Source organism: Klebsiella sp. LY, from assembly GCF_004010915.1.
GTDB classification, from domain to species: Bacteria; Pseudomonadota; Gammaproteobacteria; order Enterobacterales; family Enterobacteriaceae; genus Klebsiella; species Klebsiella quasipneumoniae.
This window is the reverse complement of the sequence record NZ_CP022444.1, coordinates 4,750,455-4,767,460: the sequence shown is the minus strand read 5'-3', so window position 1 is coordinate 4,767,460 and position 17,006 is coordinate 4,750,455. Positions and strand designations below refer to the sequence as shown.

Here is a 17,006-nt window from a genome sequence, read left to right as displayed (position 1 = left end):
TTTATTAGCATGCAAAAGCGAATCACGCCAGTAAACGGCTGTTTCTCCACTGGTTACGATTACCCCTGTTTTGTCCATGGAAAATTTGCCCCGCGCCGCCGCGCGGCGTAAACTACGCGTGGAGAAAAAGAGGAGTCCGTTATGCAAGGTACAACCCAACCAATCGATCGCCAGACGCTGCTCGAAAAAGCCAACAAACTTATTCGCGAACATGAGGATACGTTAGCCGGTATCGAAGCTACCGACGTCGTTCAGCGCAACAATGTCCTGGTGTTTAGCGGTGAGTTTTATCTTGATGAGCAGGGTCTGCCGACGCCGAAGAGTACAGCGGTATTTAATATGTTTAAGTACCTCGCCCATGAGCTGTCGGACAAATATCACCTGGTCGATTAAGACCGGCGGAGATTAAGACCGCCCTAAATGAGAACGCGAGGCAGAGCCTCGCGTTTTATCATCTATATCAGCGGCTTCTGTCCGCGCTGCCACCAGCGCAGCAGCAGTCGATCGGCGCTCTCCGCCGCGCTACCGGTGAAGCGGTCGAGCATTTTCTTACGCTGTTGATAACGCACTCCGATCACCTCGTGGCTCTCCATGAGTCCCAGCAGCAGCTCATCACTGGTTTCAACCGCATCCACCAGCCCTTTTTCCAGCGCCTGTACCCCGTACCAGTGCTCGCCAGTGGCCACCTGCTCAATATCAAGGCCCGGGCGCATCCGCTGGACGAAATCCTTGAACAAATGGTGCGTCTCATTAAGGTCTTCGCGAAACTTGCGCCGTCCTTCTTCAGTGTTTTCACCCAGCATCGTGAGCGTTCGTTTGTACTGTCCGGCGGTATGCAGTTCGATATCAATATCTTTGTTCTTCAGGAAACGGTGCAGGTTTGGGATCTGCGCCACCACGCCAATAGAGCCGAGGATCGCAAACGGCGCCGAGACAATTTTGTTCGCCACGCAGGCCATCATATAGCCGCCGCTGGCCGCCACTTTGTCGACCGCCACCGTCAGCGGGATCTGTTTGTCGCGCAAGCGCTGTAGCTGCGAGGCTGCAAGCCCGTAGCCGTGCACCACCCCGCCGGGGCTTTCCAGACGAATCACCACCTGATCGCGCGCTTTCGCCGCCGCCAGCACCGCGGTGATCTCTTCCCGCAGGCTGGTGACTTCATGAGCATCCATACTGCCTTTGAAATCCAGCACCCAGGCGCGCGGCTTGCCTTCCGGCTCGGTATTACCCAGCTTCGCCCGCGCTTTCGCCGCCTTCGCCTCTTGTTTTTGCTTTTTCTTCTGCGACTTATGCCACTGCTTCTGCTGCGGGCCATCCAGCAGGGCCACCGCCAGCGATTCCTTCATCTCTTTATAATGCTCGCTAAGATTCGTTACCCGCAGCTCGCCGCGCTGTTTCTTGCGCTGGGCCAGGTTGACGATAATAGCGGCAGTCACCGCGATAGCGACGACAACGGTCGCGATCTTGGCTAAAAATAAGCCATATTGAGCAAGTAATTCCACGTTTTCACCTTGTGTAAAGCACTGACGTTGCTTCACAGTTTACATCAGCCCCTGGCGAGAAGTCTTTGTGCTTTGTGTCCTCTGCGCAGCGGATTCCGTTTTTTTAGGCGAGGCTGAAATCGTTGCAAGATATTAATTTTGTGAATACTTTCCGCTTCGCCGATTGCAATGGCGGGCGCTTTCAGGCATAACAGCGCAAAAGTGAGATACCAAAGATGAAGCGCGATCGAGAGCCGATCGCCAAAGGAGTCGCCGTGCATTATCAACCGCAACGCCACTTGCTGAAAGATCGCATCATTCTGGTCACCGGGGCCAGCGATGGAATTGGTCGTGAAGCGGCCCTGACCTACGCCCGCTACAGCGCCAGCGTTATCCTGCTGGGTCGCAACGACGACAAACTGCGCGCCGTCGCCGAGGAGATTGAGCGTGAGGGCGGTATTCCTCCCCGCTGGTTTACTCTCGACCTGCTCACCTGCACGCCGCAGGCTTGCCAGCAGCTGGCGCAGCAGATCAGCATCCACTATCCCCGCCTTGACGGCGTGCTGCACAATGCTGGCTTGCTCGGCGACATCTGCCCGATGGATGAACAGAAACCGGAGGTCTGGCAGCAGGTGATGCAGGTAAACGTCAATGGCACCTTTATGCTGACCCAGGCGCTTCTTCCTTTATTACTCCGTTCCGAATCTGGTTCGCTGGTCTTTACCTCATCCAGCGTCGGTCGTCAGGGTCGCGCCAACTGGGGCGCCTATGCCGTCTCCAAATTCGCCACCGAAGGGATGATGCAGGTGCTGGCCGACGAGTACCAAAGCCGCCACCTGCGGGTGAACTGTATCAATCCCGGCGGCACCCGCACCGGCATGCGCGCCAGCGCGTTCCCGACGGAAGATCCGCTGAAACTGAAAACCCCCGCTGACATTATGCCCGTCTATCTGTGGCTGATGGGCGACGACAGTCGTCGCAAGACGGGAATGACCTTCGACGCCCAACCGGGGCGTAAACCAGGAATTGCCCAATGAGTGATGAACGCTACCGCGAACGCCAGCAGCGGCTGAAAGATAAAGTGGATGCCCGGGTGGCGGCGGCCCAGGACGAGCGCGGCATTGTGATGGTCTTTACCGGCAACGGCAAAGGAAAAACTACCGCCGCCTTTGGCACCGCGACCCGCGCCGTCGGCCACGGCAAAAAAGTCGGCGTGATCCAGTTTATCAAGGGGACCTGGCCTAACGGCGAGCGTAATCTACTGGAGCCCCACGGCGTCGAATTTCAGGTGATGGCGACAGGCTTTACCTGGAACACTCAGGACCGCGACAGCGACACCGCCGCCTGTCTGGCGGTTTGGGAACATGCCCGCCGTATGCTTGCCGACGACCAGCTCGATCTGGTGCTGCTGGACGAGCTGACCTATATGGTGGCCTACGATTACCTGCCGCTGGAGGCGGTGCTGAGCGCTCTGCGTGAGCGTCCTGCCCACCAGTCGGTGATCATCACCGGCCGCGGCTGTCATCGCGATATTATTGAAATGGCGGATACCGTCAGCGAGCTGCGCCCGGTGAAACATGCCTTTGATGCCGGCATTAAAGCGCAGATGGGGATTGACTACTGAGGACCGGATACGGCAAAAGGAAGTCCGCGTTCCGGCGCAAAACCACCGGAACGCGCAACATTAACCGTTGGTCTTATTGCGGGTACTGGAACGGCGGTTGCTGTTATTACCCTGGCGCGGGTTAGCGCTGGTCTGGCTGTGACGTTTCACCGCTCGGCGGATCTGGTTGGCTTTCAACCGGCGACGATCTTTTTCAACGGCGACCTTAGAGCTGGTTTCCGGAGTGAGCTCCACCAGTTCGCGCAGGTAGTTGGTCTGCGCCAGGTCCAGCTCGGTATAGCCGCCGCGCGGCAGGCCTTTCGGCAGCAAGATATCGCCGTAGCGCACGCGGATCAGGCGGCTGACCTGCACGCCGACCGCTTCCCACAGACGACGCACTTCGCGGTTACGCCCTTCGGTCAGGGTGACGTTGTACCACTGGTTAATCCCTTCACCGCCGGTGAATTTAATGGTTTTAAACGCCGCCGGACCATCTTCTAACTGCACGCCGCGAGACAGCTGACGCAGCTTATCTTCATCTACCTGGCCGAAAACGCGAACGGCGTACTCACGCTCGACTTCACGGCTCGGGTGCATCAGGCGGTTTGCCAGTTCACCGTCGGTGGTGAACAGCAACAGGCCACAGGTGTTGACGTCCAGACGACCAACGGCAATCCAGCGCGCGCCGCGCAGTTTAGGCAGACGATCGAACACCGTCGGGCGTCCTTCCGGATCGTTACGGGTGCACAGTTCGCCTTCCGGCTTGTAGTACGCCAGCACGCGGCAGATCTGCTCGGCGGACTCTTTCACCGAGATCAGATGGCCATCGATACGAATTTTTAAACCGGGGACGATTTCCACACGGTCGCCGAGGGTGGCGATTTTGCCGTCGACGCTGACGCGGCCAGCTTCGATTTTCGCTTCAATTTCACGGCGGGAGCCGTGGCCGGCGCGGGCCAGCACTTTTTGCAGTTTCTCGCTCATTGAGCTTCCTTAAGGTGTCGCCTTCCCAGGCGTCTGGTATGCTTTATGAAACAATGAGGCCTGTATCAGCAACTCATTGTTACGTATATACTTTTTACGTAAAGTCTCGCCGGCATGCGCAAAACATTCGCCGCGAGCCCGTATTCGTGGCCGAACATACTACACTAACTTCGCCGGGAAAGCTTCTGTTCGCCACACCGCGCCTTTAGTATGGAACAGATTTTCCTTATTCTCCTGTCTACCCTCACCTGTGTTGGTCTTAGTCGGACAGAGAGCGCCTCCCTGCGCTACGCCTGCTCTTGCGCGACGGCAGAGCGCTGGGCGAGCAGCCAGTCACGAAAACAGCGGTTGGCAGGGGCCAGCAGCGCGGTCTCGTGGTAAACCAGATGATAGGCCAGCGGACAGGCGATGGGCTGCGCCAGAGGATTCACCAGCCGCCCCTGCGTCAGCGCAGGGGCTATGAATGAACGTCGCAGTAAAGCCATCCCCATACCGGCTAATGCCGCCTCCGTTACGCCGTTGCAATCAGTGAACACCGGGCCACGGCGCGCGCGGTGCGCTTCCAGCCCCACGGCCTCGCACCACAGCGCCCAGTCCTCACGATGTTCATCGTGCAGCAGCGGATACTCTAGCAGATCGCTGGCATCGGCGAGGGTCCGGTGCGGAGTAATCAGCTGCGGACTACAGACCGGCATCAGATCGTCATCCAGCAGACGATAAGCCTGCAGTTCCGGCCAGCCCCCGACGCCATGCCGCACGGCAAAATCGATCTCTTCGCTCAGCAAATCCACTCGCCGGTTGGTGGTGCCGATCAGGATCTCTATCTGTGGATAGCGCCGTTCAAAATCAGCCAGCCGCGGCAGCAGCCATTGAATAGCAAAGCCGCTGGTACAACTGACAGTCACTTTTTCCGGCCCCGGGGGCACCTGCAGACGCCGGGTGGCGGCAGCTATCTGATGAAACGCGGGCTGCACGGCCCGGAGGTAGATCTCCCCCACCTCCGTTAACTGTAACCGTCGGGGGTTACGGATAAATAGCGGGACATTCAGCGTCTCCTCCAGGCGGGCAATCTGCTGGCTGACAGCGCTGGGTGTGACGCAAAGTTCACTGGCGGCCAGCTTCAGGCTGAGCAGCCGCGCCGCCGCCTCAAAACAGCGCAACGCATTCAGCGGCGGGAGTTTCATGGCTATGGAACCTCAGTTAAGAAAAACTTAATCATGTAAGCATAACGCGTTTGTCGGCCATTGCACGAGAGCTCTACAGTTAGCTTCCTTACCGTTCACAAGGAGTCAATCATGCGTGTTATCGACTGTGGTCGCCTGCTGCTGCTTGCCGCCCTCTGGGGTGCCAGCTTTCTGTTTATGCGCATCACCACCCCGGCTTTCGGCGCGGTAAACAGCGCCTTTCTGCGCGTGCTGTTCGCCGCCGTCGCTTTAGGGTTGCTGGCCGGCGCGCGCGGAAAATGGGGCGGGTATGAGGGTAAATTCATCGCCACTCTGAAGCTGGGGGTCATCAATTCCGGCCTCCCTTTTCTGATGTACTGCCTTGCCGCGCAATGGCTACCGGCAGGGTACTCCGCCACGCTCAACGCCACGGCGCCGATGATGGGGGTGCTGATTGGCGCACTCTGCTTTGCGGAACCGCTGACCCTGCGCAAAGGCGCTGGCGCGGCGCTGGGCGCTATTGGCGTGGCGGTGATCGCGCGCCCGACTACCGGCCTCGGCGCCGCCCAGCTGCTGCCGGGCGTCGGCGCCTGTCTGACCGCCACCGCCTGCTATGGCCTGGCCGGCTTTCTGACCCGCCGCTGGATCCAACAGCGCGGCGGCCTCGAAGCGGAGCGCGTCGCGTTGGGCAGCCAAATCGGCGCCACGCTGTTTTTATGCCCCTTCTTTCTCTGGTCCTGCGGGCATGGGCTGGCTGTGGACTGGGGTCAGGGCCTGCCGTGGATGGCAATGCTTATGCTGGGTGTCGTCTGCACGGCGGCAGGGTATATCCTCTATTTCCGCCTGATCGCTGATATTGGACCGCTGCGTTCACTGTCCGTGACCTTTTTGATCCCGCCTTTTGCGGTGCTGTGGGGCTATCTTTTTCTTGGAGAGATTGTGGAGAGTGGGTTAATTCTCGGCGCGCTGCTGGTCTGCGTGGCGCTGTGGATGATGGTCGTGCCGTCGGGGAGAAAAGAGAGGGTACCAGGCGGCGCATGAGGCACCGCCCGGCAGGTAGTGTCAGAGAAACGGCCTCACGTCGCCCACGCCTTCGCGCAGCACCACCGGGGTATCTTCCGTCAGGTCGATAACCGTGGTCGGCTGCTGCCCCAGGAAACCGCCGTGGATAATGAGGTCCACGACTTTCTCCAGACGATCTTTGATCTCTTCCGGGTCGGATTCGGTAAAGTCGCTGCCGGGCAGCATCAGCGAGGTAGAGAGCATCGGTTCGCCTAAGGTCTCAAGCAACGCCTGAGCGATGGGGTTGGACGGGACGCGCATACCAATGGTTTTACGCTTCTCCTGCAGCAGCCGGCGCGGTACCTCTTTCGTTCCTTTGAGGATAAAGGTGTAGTTGCCCGGCGTATTGTTTTTCATCAGGCGAAACGCCACGTTGTCCACAAAGGCGTAGGTTGACAGTTCGGACAGGTCGCGGCACATCAGGGTGAAGTTGTGGCCGTCCGGCAGCTGACGGATGCGGCAGATCCGCTCCATCGCGCCCTTGTCTTCAATTTTGCAGCCCAGCGCGTAGCCGGAGTCGGTAGGATATACGATCACCCCGCCCTTACGCACAATCTCCACCGCCTGGTTAATCAACCGCGCCTGCGGGTTATCCGGATGGATATAAAAAAACTGGCTCATACTTCCCTCTCAATTTTTATTCGGTGGCCGCTTCCCAGCTGTGCCAGACGCCTTCCACGCCGGCAGGGAGCCAGAGCTTACGGCCAAGTTCGATCCACGCGCAGGGCTGATGGAAATCGGAACCCTGCGACGCCAGAAGACCAAACTGCACGGCCAGGGCGGCCAGCTGGGCGCGTTCATGGGGCGCCTGCTGGCACTGGGCCACTTCCATGGCATCACCGCCCTGCTCGCTGAAGTGGGCCAACAGCCGCTTAAGCCACTTGGCGGAAAGATCGTAACGCCCGGGATGGGCTATCACCGCCTTACCGCCAGAATGATGAATGACATCAATTGCTTGTTTTATTGTACACCACTGCGGCGGCACGTAACCGGTTTTCCCGCGGGCAAGGTATTTTTTGAAGACCTCCGCCATGTTCTTCGCGTGGCCGGCCTCCACCAGAAAACGGGCAAAATGGCCGCGGGTGACGGCGCCACCGTCCGCCAGCCGCAGCGCCCCTTCCCAGGCGCCGGGGATGCGCGCCTTCTCCAGACGCTCGGCAATCATCTGGCCGCGCTGCTGGCGCCGCGCTTTCTGCTCCTCCAGCAGGGCGGTCATCGCAGGGTGCGCAATATCAATATTGAGACCCACAATATGAATCTCGTGATTCTCCCAGAGGGTGGAAATCTCGACGCCGTTCACCAGGGTCAAGGGTAATCCGGCGCGGGCGATCTCCTCCCGGGCCGCGGGGATCGCCGCCACGCTGTCATGGTCGGTGATCGCCAGCGTGCCTACGCGCATTTCATGGGCGCGATGGACCAGTTCCTGCGGAGTCAGCCGCCCGTCAGAGGCGGTGGTATGGCTGTGCAGATCGTAAATCACTGCGTATTGGCTGTCGCTCAAAAGGACTCCTGCTGGACATCAACGTAAATAAGCGCATTATCATACCGACAGGCAGAGAAAATCTGCAAACAAGGGTTGACTTTATTCCATTGAACTAGTTAACTAGTACGCAAGTTCACATGAAGGGGTATCACGATGAAAATGCACTTTATCACTCTGCACAGCTGGTGGCGCACCTCCTGATAACGGGCGGCGTGATCGCGTTTTGCATTCAGCATACAGATACCCGGCCCGCCAATGAGCGGGCTTTTTATTGGACAAAAATAATACGAACAGGCGAGAACAATAATGCAAACATCCAAACCGGCACTCGAGCTTCTCACCAGCGACGCCATCTACCGGGAGAACCCGACGGCGTTATTCCACCAACTGTGCGGCGCCCGTCCGGCCACGCTGCTGCTGGAATCGGCTGACATCGACAGCAAAGATGACTTAAAAAGCCTGCTGCTGGTGGACAGCGCGCTGCGCATCACCGCTCTTGGTGACACTGTCACCATTCAGGCCCTCTCCGCCAACGGCGCCGCGCTGCTGGAGCTGCTGGACGGCGCGCTGCCCTCCGGGATCGCCAATCAGCGCCAGCCCAACGGCCGGATCCTGACCTTCCCGGCAGTCAGTTCCCTGCTCGATGAAGACGCCCGCCTCTGCTCGCTGTCAGTGTTTGACGCCTTCCGTCTCCTGCAGGAGCTGGTGACCGTCCCTGCCAACGAGCGTGAAGCGATGTTCTTCGGCGGCCTGTTCGCCTATGACCTGGTGGCCGGCTTTGAAGATCTGCCGCCCCTGCAGAGCGACACCGCCTGCCCGGACTACTGCTTCTATCTGGCGGAGACCCTGCTGGTCATCGACCATCAGACCAAGCATACCCGCATCCAGGCGAGCCTGTTCACGCCGCTGGAGAGTGAAAAACAGCGCCTGGAGCAGCGCCTGAGCCAGCTGCGCCAGCAGCTGAACGAGCCACCGCTGCCGCTGCCGGTCACTACCGTGGCCGAAATGCGCTGCGACGTTGACCAGAGCGATGAAGAGTACGGCGCGGTGGTGCGCAAAATGCAGCGCGCGATCCGCGCTGGGGAAATCTTCCAGGTGGTCCCTTCCCGCCGCTTCTCGCTGCCCTGCCCGTCGCCGCTGGCCGCGTATGATGTGCTGAAGAAGAGCAACCCCAGCCCGTATATGTTCTTTATGCAGGACAACGATTTCACCCTGTTCGGCGCCTCGCCGGAAAGCTCGCTGAAGTACGATGCCGTCAGCCGTCAGATTGAGATCTACCCCATCGCCGGCACCCGGCCGCGCGGCCGCCGCGCCGACGGCTCGCTGGATCGCGATCTCGACAGCCGTATCGAACTGGAAATGCGTACCGATCACAAAGAGCTTTCCGAGCACCTGATGCTGGTGGACCTGGCGCGCAACGATCTGGCCCGCATCTGTTCCCCGGGCAGCCGCTATGTCGCCGATTTAACCAAGGTTGACCGTTACTCCTTCGTGATGCATCTGGTCTCCCGGGTGGTGGGTGAACTGCGTCAGGATCTCGATGTGCTGCACGCTTACCGCGCCTGCATGAACATGGGCACTCTCAGCGGCGCGCCGAAGGTTCGCGCCATGCAGCTGATTGCCGCCGCCGAAGGTAAACGACGCGGCAGCTACGGCGGCGCGGTGGGCTATTTCACTGCCCACGGCGACCTCGACACCTGCATCGTCATCCGTTCCGCCTACGTGCAGGAGGGTATCGCTACCGTCCAGGCCGGAGCCGGCATTGTGCTCGACTCGGTTCCCCAGTCGGAAGCGGATGAGACCCGAAATAAAGCCCGCGCGGTGCTGCGCGCCATTGCCCAGGCCCATCACGCGAAGGAGATTTTCTGATGGCTGACATTCTGCTGCTCGATAATATCGATTCTTTCACCTATAACCTGGCAGACCAGCTGCGCGCCAACGGCCATAACGTGGTGATTTACCGTAACTCCGTTCCGGCGCAGGCGCTGATTGAGCGTCTGGGCACCATGGACAATCCGGTGCTGATGCTCTCCCCTGGCCCGGGTACGCCAAGCGAAGCCGGCTGCATGCCGGAATTGCTGACCCGCATGCGGGGCAAGCTGCCGATCATCGGCATCTGCCTCGGCCACCAGGCCATTGTCGAAGCCTACGGCGGCTATGTCGGCCAGGCGGGCGAGATCCTTCACGGCAAAGCCTCCAGCATTGAGCACGACGGCCAGGCGATGTTTGCCGGTCTGGCTAACCCGCTGCCGGTGGCGCGCTACCACTCGCTGGTCGGCAGCAATATTCCCGCCGGGCTGACGATTAACGCCAATTTCAATGGCATGGTGATGGCGGTGCGTCACGATGCGGATCGGGTGTGCGGCTTCCAGTTCCACCCGGAATCGATCCTCACCACCCAGGGCGCGCGACTGCTGGAGCAGACCCTGGCCTGGGCGCTGCAGAAGCTGGAGCATACCAACACCCTCCAGCCGATCCTTGAGAAGCTGTACCAGGCGGAAACCCTGAGCCAGCAGGAGAGCCACCAGCTGTTCTCCGCCGTCGTGCGCGGCGAAGTGAAGCCTGAACAGCTGGCCGCCGCGCTGGTCAGTATGAAAGTGCGCGGCGAGCAGCCGCAGGAAATTGCCGGCGCCGCCACCGCGCTGCTGGAAAACGCCGCGCCGTTCCCGCGCCCGGACTACCTGTTTGCCGACATCGTCGGCACCGGTGGCGACGGCAGCAACAGCATTAATATCTCCACCGCCAGCGCGTTTGTCGCCGCTGCCTGTGGATTGAAAGTGGCGAAGCACGGCAACCGCAGCGTTTCCAGTAAATCAGGCTCTTCTGACCTGCTGGCGGCCTTCGGCATTAATCTCGATATGAACGCCGATAAATCCCGCGCGGCGCTCGATGAGCTGGGCGTCTGCTTCCTGTTCGCGCCGAAGTACCACACCGGTTTCCGCCACGCGATGCCGGTCCGTCAGCAGCTGAAGACCCGTACTCTGTTTAACGTGCTGGGCCCGCTGATCAACCCGGCGCATCCGCCGCTGGCGCTGATTGGCGTCTACAGCCCGGAACTGGTGTTGCCGATTGCGGAAACCTTGCGCGTACTCGGTTATCAGCGCGCTGCCGTGGTGCACAGCGGCGGGATGGATGAAGTCTCGCTGCATGCGCCCACGGTGGTCGCCGAGCTGCATAACGGGGAAATTAAAAGCTATCAGCTGACCGCCGACGATTTCGGCCTGACGCCTTACCATCAGGCGCAGCTGGCGGGCGGCACGCCGGAAGAAAACCGTGACATTCTGACGCGCTTGCTACAAGGTAAAGGTGAAGCCGCTCACGAAGCCGCCGTCGCCGCCAACGTCGCCATGTTGATGCGTTTACACGGGCATGAAGATCTGAAAGCTAACGCTCAGCAGGTACTGGATGTGCTGCACAGCGGCGCGGCCTATGACAGAGTGACCGCCTTAGCGGCAAGAGGGTAAAGAATGCAGACCGTTTTAGCAAAAATCGTTGCCGACAAAGCGATTTGGGTGGAAGCCCGCAAACAACAACAACCGTTAGCCAGTTTTCAGAATGAGGTCGTCCCGACGCAGCGCAATTTCTATGACGCGCTGGCCGGCACCCGCACCGCGTTTATTCTCGAGTGCAAAAAGGCTTCGCCGTCGAAGGGGTTGATTCGCGAAGATTTCGATCCGGCGGCGATCGCCAGCATCTACAAACACTACGCCTCGGCGATCTCGGTGCTGTGTGATGAGAAATATTTCCAGGGCAGCTTCGATTTTCTGCCGATCGTCAGCAAGGTCGCGCCGCAGCCGATCCTGTGTAAGGACTTCACCATCGACCCTTACCAGATCTACCTGGCGCGCTACTATCAGGCCGACGCCTGCCTGCTGATGCTGTCGGTGCTCGACGATGAACAGTATCGTCAGCTCTCGGCGGTGGCTCACAGCCTGAATATGGGCGTGCTCACCGAAGTCAGCAATGATGAGGAGCTGGAGCGCGCCATCGCCCTGAAGGCGAAGGTGGTGGGCATCAACAACCGCGACCTGCGCGATATGTCGATTGACCTCAACCGCACCCGTCAGCTGGCGGCGCGTCTCGGCCCGGATGTCACGGTGATCAGCGAATCCGGCATCCATACCTATGCCGAAGTGCGTGAGCTGAGCCACTTCGCCAACGGCTTCCTGATCGGCTCCGCCCTGATGGAGCAGGCGGATCTGGAAGCGGCGGTCAAGCGCGTGCTGCTCGGCGAGAACAAAGTGTGCGGCCTGACGCGCCCGCAGGATGCGCAGGTGGCCTGGGAGTCTGGCGCCATCTACGGTGGGCTGATCTTCGTCCCGACCTCGCCGCGGGCGGTAAATGACGCCCAGGCCAAAGCGGTGATCGCCGCCGCGCCGCTGCAGTACGTCGGCGTCTTCCGCAATGCGCCGCTGGATGAGGTGGTCGCCCGCGCCCAGGCCCTGGAGCTGGCCGCCGTACAGCTGCACGGTGATGAAGACCAGGCCTATATCGACGCGCTGCGCGACGCCCTCGCGGATAGCGTCCGCATCTGGAAAGCGCTGAGCGTTGGCGAAACCTTGCCGTCCCGTACACTCCGCCATGTCGATAAGTATCTGCTCGACAACGGCCAGGGCGGCAGCGGCCAGCGTTTTGACTGGAGCCTGCTGCAGGGCCAGGACCTGCGCAACGTCATGCTGGCTGGCGGCCTCGGCGCCGATAACTGTGTGGAAGCGGCCAAAAGCGGCTGTGCCGGACTCGATTTCAATTCAGGCGTAGAGTCGCAACCCGGGATTAAAGACGCCAGCAAGCTGGCCTCCGTATTCCAGACGCTGCGCGCATATTAAGGAGCAATAATGAGCACTTTACTGAACCCCTACTTCGGCGAATTCGGCGGCATGTATGTGCCGCAGATCCTGATGCCCGCCCTGCGCCAGCTGGAAGAGGCCTTTGTCAGCGCGCAGAAGGACCCGGCCTTTCAGGCGGAATTCACCGACCTGCTGAAAAACTACGCCGGTCGTCCGACGGCGCTGACCAAATGCCGGAACCTGACCGAAGGGACCCGCACTACCCTGTACCTGAAACGCGAAGATCTGCTGCACGGCGGCGCGCACAAAACCAACCAGGTGCTGGGCCAGGCTCTGCTGGCCAAACGGATGGGCAAAACCGAAATTATCGCCGAGACCGGCGCCGGTCAGCACGGCGTCGCCTCAGCGCTGGCCAGCGCCCTGCTCGGTCTGAAATGCCGTATCTACATGGGCGCCAAGGACGTCGAGCGCCAGTCGCCGAACGTCTTCCGTATGCGCCTGATGGGCGCCGAGGTGATCCCGGTGCACAGCGGCTCCGCCACGCTTAAAGATGCCTGTAACGAGGCGCTGCGCGACTGGTCCGGTAGCTACGAGAAGGCGCACTATATGCTGGGCACCGCCGCCGGTCCGCACCCGTTCCCGACCATCGTGCGTGAATTCCAGCGCATGATCGGCGAAGAGACCAAAGCGCAGATCCTCGAAAAAGAGGGCCGTCTGCCGGACGCGGTGATCGCCTGCGTCGGCGGCGGGTCAAACGCCATCGGCATGTTCGCTGATTTTATCGAGGAAACCCGCGTCGGCCTGATCGGCGTGGAGCCTGCCGGGCACGGTATCGAAAGCGGAGAGCACGGCGCGCCGCTGAAGCATGGTCGTGTGGGGATCTACTTCGGGATGAAGTCGCCGATGATGCAAACCGCCGACGGCCAGATCGAGGAATCTTACTCCATTTCCGCCGGGCTGGACTTCCCGTCCGTTGGGCCGCAGCACGCGTTTCTGAACAGCACCGGGCGCGCCGACTATGTGTCGATCACCGATGACGAAGCGCTGGAGGCGTTTAAAGCGCTCTCCCGCCACGAAGGGATCATCCCGGCGCTGGAGTCCTCTCACGCTCTGGCCCATGCGCTGAAAATGATGCGCGAGAACCCGGAAAAAGAGCAGCTGCTGGTGGTTAACCTCTCCGGCCGCGGCGATAAAGACATTTTCACCGTACACGACATCCTGAAAGCGCGAGGGGAAATCTGATGGAACGCTATGAGACGCTGTTTGCCCAACTGAAAAACCGCCAGGAAGGCGCTTTCGTCCCCTTTGTCACCCTTGGCGATCCGGGACCGGAGCAGTCGCTGAAAATTATCGATGCGCTGATCGAAGGCGGCGCCGATGCCCTTGAGCTGGGGATCCCCTTCTCCGACCCGCTGGCGGACGGCCCGACCATCCAGGGCGCGGCCCTGCGCGCCTTCGCCGCGGGGGTAACCCCGGCGCAGTGCTTTGAGATGCTGGCGGCGATCCGCCAGAAGCATCCAACGATCCCAATCGGCCTGCTGATGTACGCGAACCTCGTCTTCAGCCCGGGTATCGATGAGTTCTATGCCCAGTGCGCCCGCGTCGGCGTCGACTCGGTGCTGGTAGCCGACGTGCCGGTGGAAGAGTCCGCCCCGTTCCGCCAGGCGGCGATGCGCCATAACATCGCGCCAATTTTCATTTGCCCGCCCAATGCGGATGACGATTTACTGCGCCAGATTGCCTCTTATGGTCGCGGCTACACCTATCTGCTGTCGCGCGCCGGGGTGACGGGTGCGGAAAATCGCGCTGCGCTGCCGCTGCACCATCTGGTGGAGAAGCTGGCGGAATATCACGCTGCGCCGCCGCTGCAGGGCTTTGGCATCTCCGCGCCGGAGCAGGTGAGCGCCGCCATTGACGCCGGGGCCGCCGGGGCGATCTCCGGTTCCGCCATCGTCAAAATCATCGAACGTCATCTTGATGAGCCGCAAACCATGCTCGACGAGCTGAAAGCCTTCGTCCAGAGCCTGAAGGCGGCGACCAAAACCGCCTGACCGTCAGCCGCCTGGCATCGCGCCAGGCGGCGATGATTTCTGCAAACTGTCGGCGTATTTGCGCGTTAAGCGAAACAGCGCCTGCACTTCATCTTCCGGCCACTGCGCCAGCACCTGATTCATTAACCGCCGCCGCGCGACGGCGATCCTGTCGATCATCTGTTGTCCCCTGGCGCTAAGCGTCACTTCGCTGATCCGTCGGTCATGACGGTTCGGTTGCTTACCGGCAAGCCCCTGGGCTTCCAGTTTCTTCACCTGACGACTGACGGTGGTGTAATCGCGCCCTAAATGATCCGCCAGCTCAACCACCCCCACCGGGCCATAGCGCCCTACCGCCACCAGCAGCGGAAACAGCATCTGTTCCAGCTTGACGCCAGCTGCCTGGAGGATCTGCTCGTCGCGCACCGGCTGGTTCATCACGCTGATGATATCCAGCAGCGCGCCGTGAAAGTCGGTAATGTCGTAGCCATTATGTGCATCTTGCATGTATTAATTTTCCGCGTATAGTGCTGCAAAACAATATGTGTATTTTACACATAATTCCCGACAGGAGATAATTTATGAAAGCAGGCGTGGTTTTTGATCTCGCAGAAGGCCCGGTTTGGGCCGATTTCATCGAGCCGCAGCCCGCGCCCGGCCAGACGCTTATTGACGTCCGCGCCGCCGCGATGAGCCATGTGGTCAAGGCCCGGGCATCAGGACGCCATTACAGCTTCGACGGCAATCTGCCTTTTGTACCCGGTATCGATGGTGTCGGCACTACATCCCAGGGCCAGCGCGTCTACTTCGCCTTCCCCACTGCCCCCTTCGGCAGTATGGCGCAGCGGGCGCCGGTCGCCCTGCAGAATTGCCTGCCGCTGCCGGATGAGCTCGATGATATCCCGGCGGCGGCGATGGCCAACCCCGGCATGTCCGCGTGGGCGTCTCTGGTGACTCGCGCCCAGCTTCAGGCCGGCGAAACGGTGCTGATTAACGGCGCCACCGGCAGCGCCGGTCGGCTGGCGGTGCAGATTGCCCGCTACCTGGGCGCAAAAAAAATCATTGCGACCGGACGCAATGCGCAGTCGCTGGCGGCGATCGGCGCCGATGAATGTATTCAGTTAACTGCGGATGATAAGACGTTAACTGCACAGTTTTCAGCGGTCAGCGCCGCGCAGATCGATGTGGTCATCGATTATCTGTGGGGACACAGCGCGGAATTATTATTGCCGGCCCTGGCCAAATATACCCCGGCCGGCAGGCCGGTGCGCTATGTGCAAGTGGGGTCCCTGGCTGGGGCCGATATCGCGTTAAATGGCGCGGTTCTGCGTTCCGCCCCGCTCCTGCTGATGGGCAGCGGGATCGGTAGCCTGACGATGCCGCAGCTGCTGGCGGCGACCGGCGAAATGCTGCAGGCGGCGGTGCCGGGGAAATTGACCATCGCCACCACCCCGCGGCCACTGCAGGAGATCGCGGCGGCCTGGCCGCAGGACGACAGCCAGAAGCGTACGGTTTTCACCCTCGGATAAAAAATCGCTTCCGCACAAAAGATGGGGTTGATATCTTAAATGAGAAATATTATCTTTCTCATCACTGAATAGTTGAGTAAATAACTCAGGTATTCAGTACGACATTGCTCACATTGCTTCCAGTATTTTTGCCCGCACTTGTGCGGGCTTTTTTTTACTCGCGACACACCTCTCGCACCCGCTGCCGCAGCCAGCGGTGGCCGGGGCCTGCTCCTGGCGCGGACGCCACACCTGCGACACCGTAATCACCCCGGTGCTGACCGGCAGCGGAAAACTTACTATCCCCTGCGGCGAAGGATGACGCACGCAGGAGGCCGGCACCAGCCCCAGCGCGGCGCTGAAGCCCGGCACGACGGCGGCGATGCGCCGGTACAGCCCCCGCCCCGCTCTGCCAGCTGATCATCCACCAGCCCATATACGATCCCATGCCGGGAAACGATAACATGTCCCCAGGCGACATAGCGCTCTGCATCTATCGCCGCCGCGGCGGTAAACGGGATTGAGCACCGCGCGCATATCGCTCAGCACACTGTGCGTTTTGCTGCGGATCCGCTGCGCATGCGGGGTGAACACCATTTTGCGTCCGGCCCGCACCAGCAGGGGATCGCCGGTCACGTGCCGCAAGCGAGTTAACGTTCGGATCATCGCCGAAGTGCTAAGGCCGAAACGGCGGGCGGCGCCCGGGACTGGAGTATCTGGATGGCCACGGCCGCACGGTGCCCTGGTAAGCCCGCCGGGACGCCAGCCTCAGGGCGCCCTTCGGCGCCCGCCCGGCGTCTGTTATCCAAGGTCACCGCGCTATATTCCGCGTTGCCCTGCCGCCTTTACCGAGGTCACCCGCCTTTTTTGTTCAAAATTTATGAAATTTGTAAACGGTGGTGAAG

16 protein-coding genes, 1 pseudogene and 1 other annotated feature are annotated in these 17,006 nt (G+C 60.5%); of the genes and pseudogenes, 10 read left to right on the top strand and 7 right to left on the bottom strand.

Annotation, left to right across the window (positions count from 1 at the left end; genetic code table 11):
• The first annotated feature begins 141 nt into the window (after window positions 1-141).
• The gene (locus tag CE636_RS26435; protein ID WP_002901761.1) at window positions 142-393 is read left to right on the top strand and encodes a YciN family protein; all 252 of its coding nucleotides are present in this window, start codon (window positions 142-144) and stop codon (window positions 391-393) included.
• Window positions 394-455: 62 nt separating this feature from the next.
• Here the strand turns inward: CE636_RS26435 and sohB are convergent, their stop codons facing one another.
• On the bottom strand, window positions 456-1,502 hold the full coding sequence (gene sohB / locus CE636_RS26430; RefSeq protein WP_017898676.1) for a protease SohB: 1,047 nt from the start codon (window positions 1,500-1,502) through the stop codon (window positions 456-458).
• Window positions 1,503-1,756: 254 nt separating this feature from the next.
• Here sohB and CE636_RS26420 point away from each other — a divergent pair, with 254 nt between their 5' ends.
• Both CE636_RS26420 and cobO read left to right on the top strand, forming a co-directional pair.
• Entirely contained in the window at window positions 1,757-2,518 is a 762-nt protein-coding gene (locus CE636_RS26420; RefSeq protein ID WP_004203872.1) for a YciK family oxidoreductase, read from the top strand.
• Window positions 2,515-3,105, top strand: a complete 591-nt coding sequence (gene cobO / locus CE636_RS26415) for a cob(I)yrinic acid a,c-diamide adenosyltransferase (RefSeq protein WP_004203871.1) — start codon at window positions 2,515-2,517, stop codon at window positions 3,103-3,105. The genes CE636_RS26420 and cobO overlap by 4 nt, the downstream gene beginning before the upstream one ends.
• A gap of 60 nt (window positions 3,106-3,165) precedes the next feature.
• Here the strand turns inward: cobO and rluB are convergent, their stop codons facing one another.
• Entirely contained in the window at window positions 3,166-4,068 is a 903-nt protein-coding gene (gene rluB, locus CE636_RS26410; protein WP_004203870.1) for a 23S rRNA pseudouridine(2605) synthase RluB, read from the bottom strand.
• 287 nt (window positions 4,069-4,355) lie between these two features.
• Window positions 4,356-5,252, bottom strand: coding sequence for a transcriptional regulator GcvA (gene gcvA / locus CE636_RS26405; RefSeq protein ID WP_017898674.1), 897 nt, complete (start codon window positions 5,250-5,252; stop codon window positions 4,356-4,358).
• 111 nt (window positions 5,253-5,363) lie between these two features.
• On the opposite strand from gcvA, the gene CE636_RS26400 reads away from it, so the two are divergent.
• Window positions 5,364-6,272 carry a DMT family transporter gene (locus tag CE636_RS26400; RefSeq protein WP_004203867.1) on the top strand — a complete coding sequence of 303 codons (909 nt, stop codon included), beginning with the start codon at window positions 5,364-5,366 and terminating at the stop codon, window positions 6,270-6,272.
• Window positions 6,273-6,293: 21 nt separating this feature from the next.
• Here CE636_RS26400 and CE636_RS26395 read toward each other — a convergent pair whose 3' ends face one another.
• Together CE636_RS26395 and rnm are read right to left on the bottom strand one after the other, a co-directional pair.
• Window positions 6,294-6,914 carry an L-threonylcarbamoyladenylate synthase gene (locus CE636_RS26395; RefSeq protein WP_002901738.1) on the bottom strand — a complete coding sequence of 207 codons (621 nt, stop codon included), beginning with the start codon at window positions 6,912-6,914 and terminating at the stop codon, window positions 6,294-6,296.
• A gap of 16 nt (window positions 6,915-6,930) precedes the next feature.
• On the bottom strand, window positions 6,931-7,794 hold the full coding sequence (rnm, locus tag CE636_RS26390; RefSeq protein ID WP_004203866.1) for an RNase RNM: 864 nt from the start codon (window positions 7,792-7,794) through the stop codon (window positions 6,931-6,933).
• Between the two features lie 159 nt (window positions 7,795-7,953).
• Window positions 7,954-8,049: a sequence feature (Trp leader region), on the top strand.
• A gap of 33 nt (window positions 8,050-8,082) precedes the next feature.
• Here rnm and CE636_RS26385 point away from each other — a divergent pair.
• Genes CE636_RS26385 through trpA form a run of 5 tightly spaced genes read left to right on the top strand, consistent with a single transcriptional unit; the run spans window position 8,083 to window position 14,614 of the window.
• A complete protein-coding gene (locus tag CE636_RS26385) occupies window positions 8,083-9,645 on the top strand; it encodes an anthranilate synthase component 1 (RefSeq protein WP_017898673.1) in 1,563 nt (520 codons plus the stop codon).
• Window positions 9,645-11,240: a bifunctional anthranilate synthase glutamate amidotransferase component TrpG/anthranilate phosphoribosyltransferase TrpD gene (gene trpD / locus CE636_RS26380; protein ID WP_004148109.1), complete on the top strand. Its 1,596-nt coding sequence runs from the start codon at window positions 9,645-9,647 to the stop codon at window positions 11,238-11,240. Before CE636_RS26385 ends, trpD begins: the two co-directional genes overlap by 1 nt.
• A gap of 3 nt (window positions 11,241-11,243) precedes the next feature.
• Window positions 11,244-12,602: a bifunctional indole-3-glycerol-phosphate synthase TrpC/phosphoribosylanthranilate isomerase TrpF gene (gene trpCF / locus CE636_RS26375; RefSeq protein ID WP_004203862.1), complete on the top strand. Its 1,359-nt coding sequence runs from the start codon at window positions 11,244-11,246 to the stop codon at window positions 12,600-12,602.
• Window positions 12,603-12,611: 9 nt separating this feature from the next.
• Window positions 12,612-13,805: a tryptophan synthase subunit beta gene (trpB, locus tag CE636_RS26370; RefSeq protein WP_004203860.1), complete on the top strand. Its 1,194-nt coding sequence runs from the start codon at window positions 12,612-12,614 to the stop codon at window positions 13,803-13,805.
• Entirely contained in the window at window positions 13,805-14,614 is an 810-nt protein-coding gene (gene trpA / locus CE636_RS26365; protein ID WP_004203859.1) for a tryptophan synthase subunit alpha, read from the top strand. The genes trpB and trpA overlap by 1 nt, the downstream gene beginning before the upstream one ends.
• A 3-nt stretch (window positions 14,615-14,617) precedes the next feature.
• On the opposite strand, the gene CE636_RS26360 is transcribed toward trpA, so the two are convergent.
• The gene (locus tag CE636_RS26360; protein WP_017898672.1) at window positions 14,618-15,100 is read right to left on the bottom strand and encodes a MarR family winged helix-turn-helix transcriptional regulator; all 483 of its coding nucleotides are present in this window, start codon (window positions 15,098-15,100) and stop codon (window positions 14,618-14,620) included.
• Between the two features lie 74 nt (window positions 15,101-15,174).
• Between CE636_RS26360 and CE636_RS26355 the strand changes: the two genes are divergently transcribed.
• Complete coding sequence (locus CE636_RS26355; RefSeq protein WP_017898671.1) at window positions 15,175-16,122, top strand: quinone oxidoreductase family protein; 948 nt, start codon at window positions 15,175-15,177, stop codon at window positions 16,120-16,122.
• A gap of 154 nt (window positions 16,123-16,276) precedes the next feature.
• Here CE636_RS26355 and CE636_RS29225 read toward each other — a convergent pair.
• Window positions 16,277-16,809 (bottom strand): annotated as a pseudogene (locus CE636_RS29225) (LysR family transcriptional regulator); the annotation flags it as partial.
• Between the last annotated feature and the right edge of the window lie 197 nt (window positions 16,810-17,006).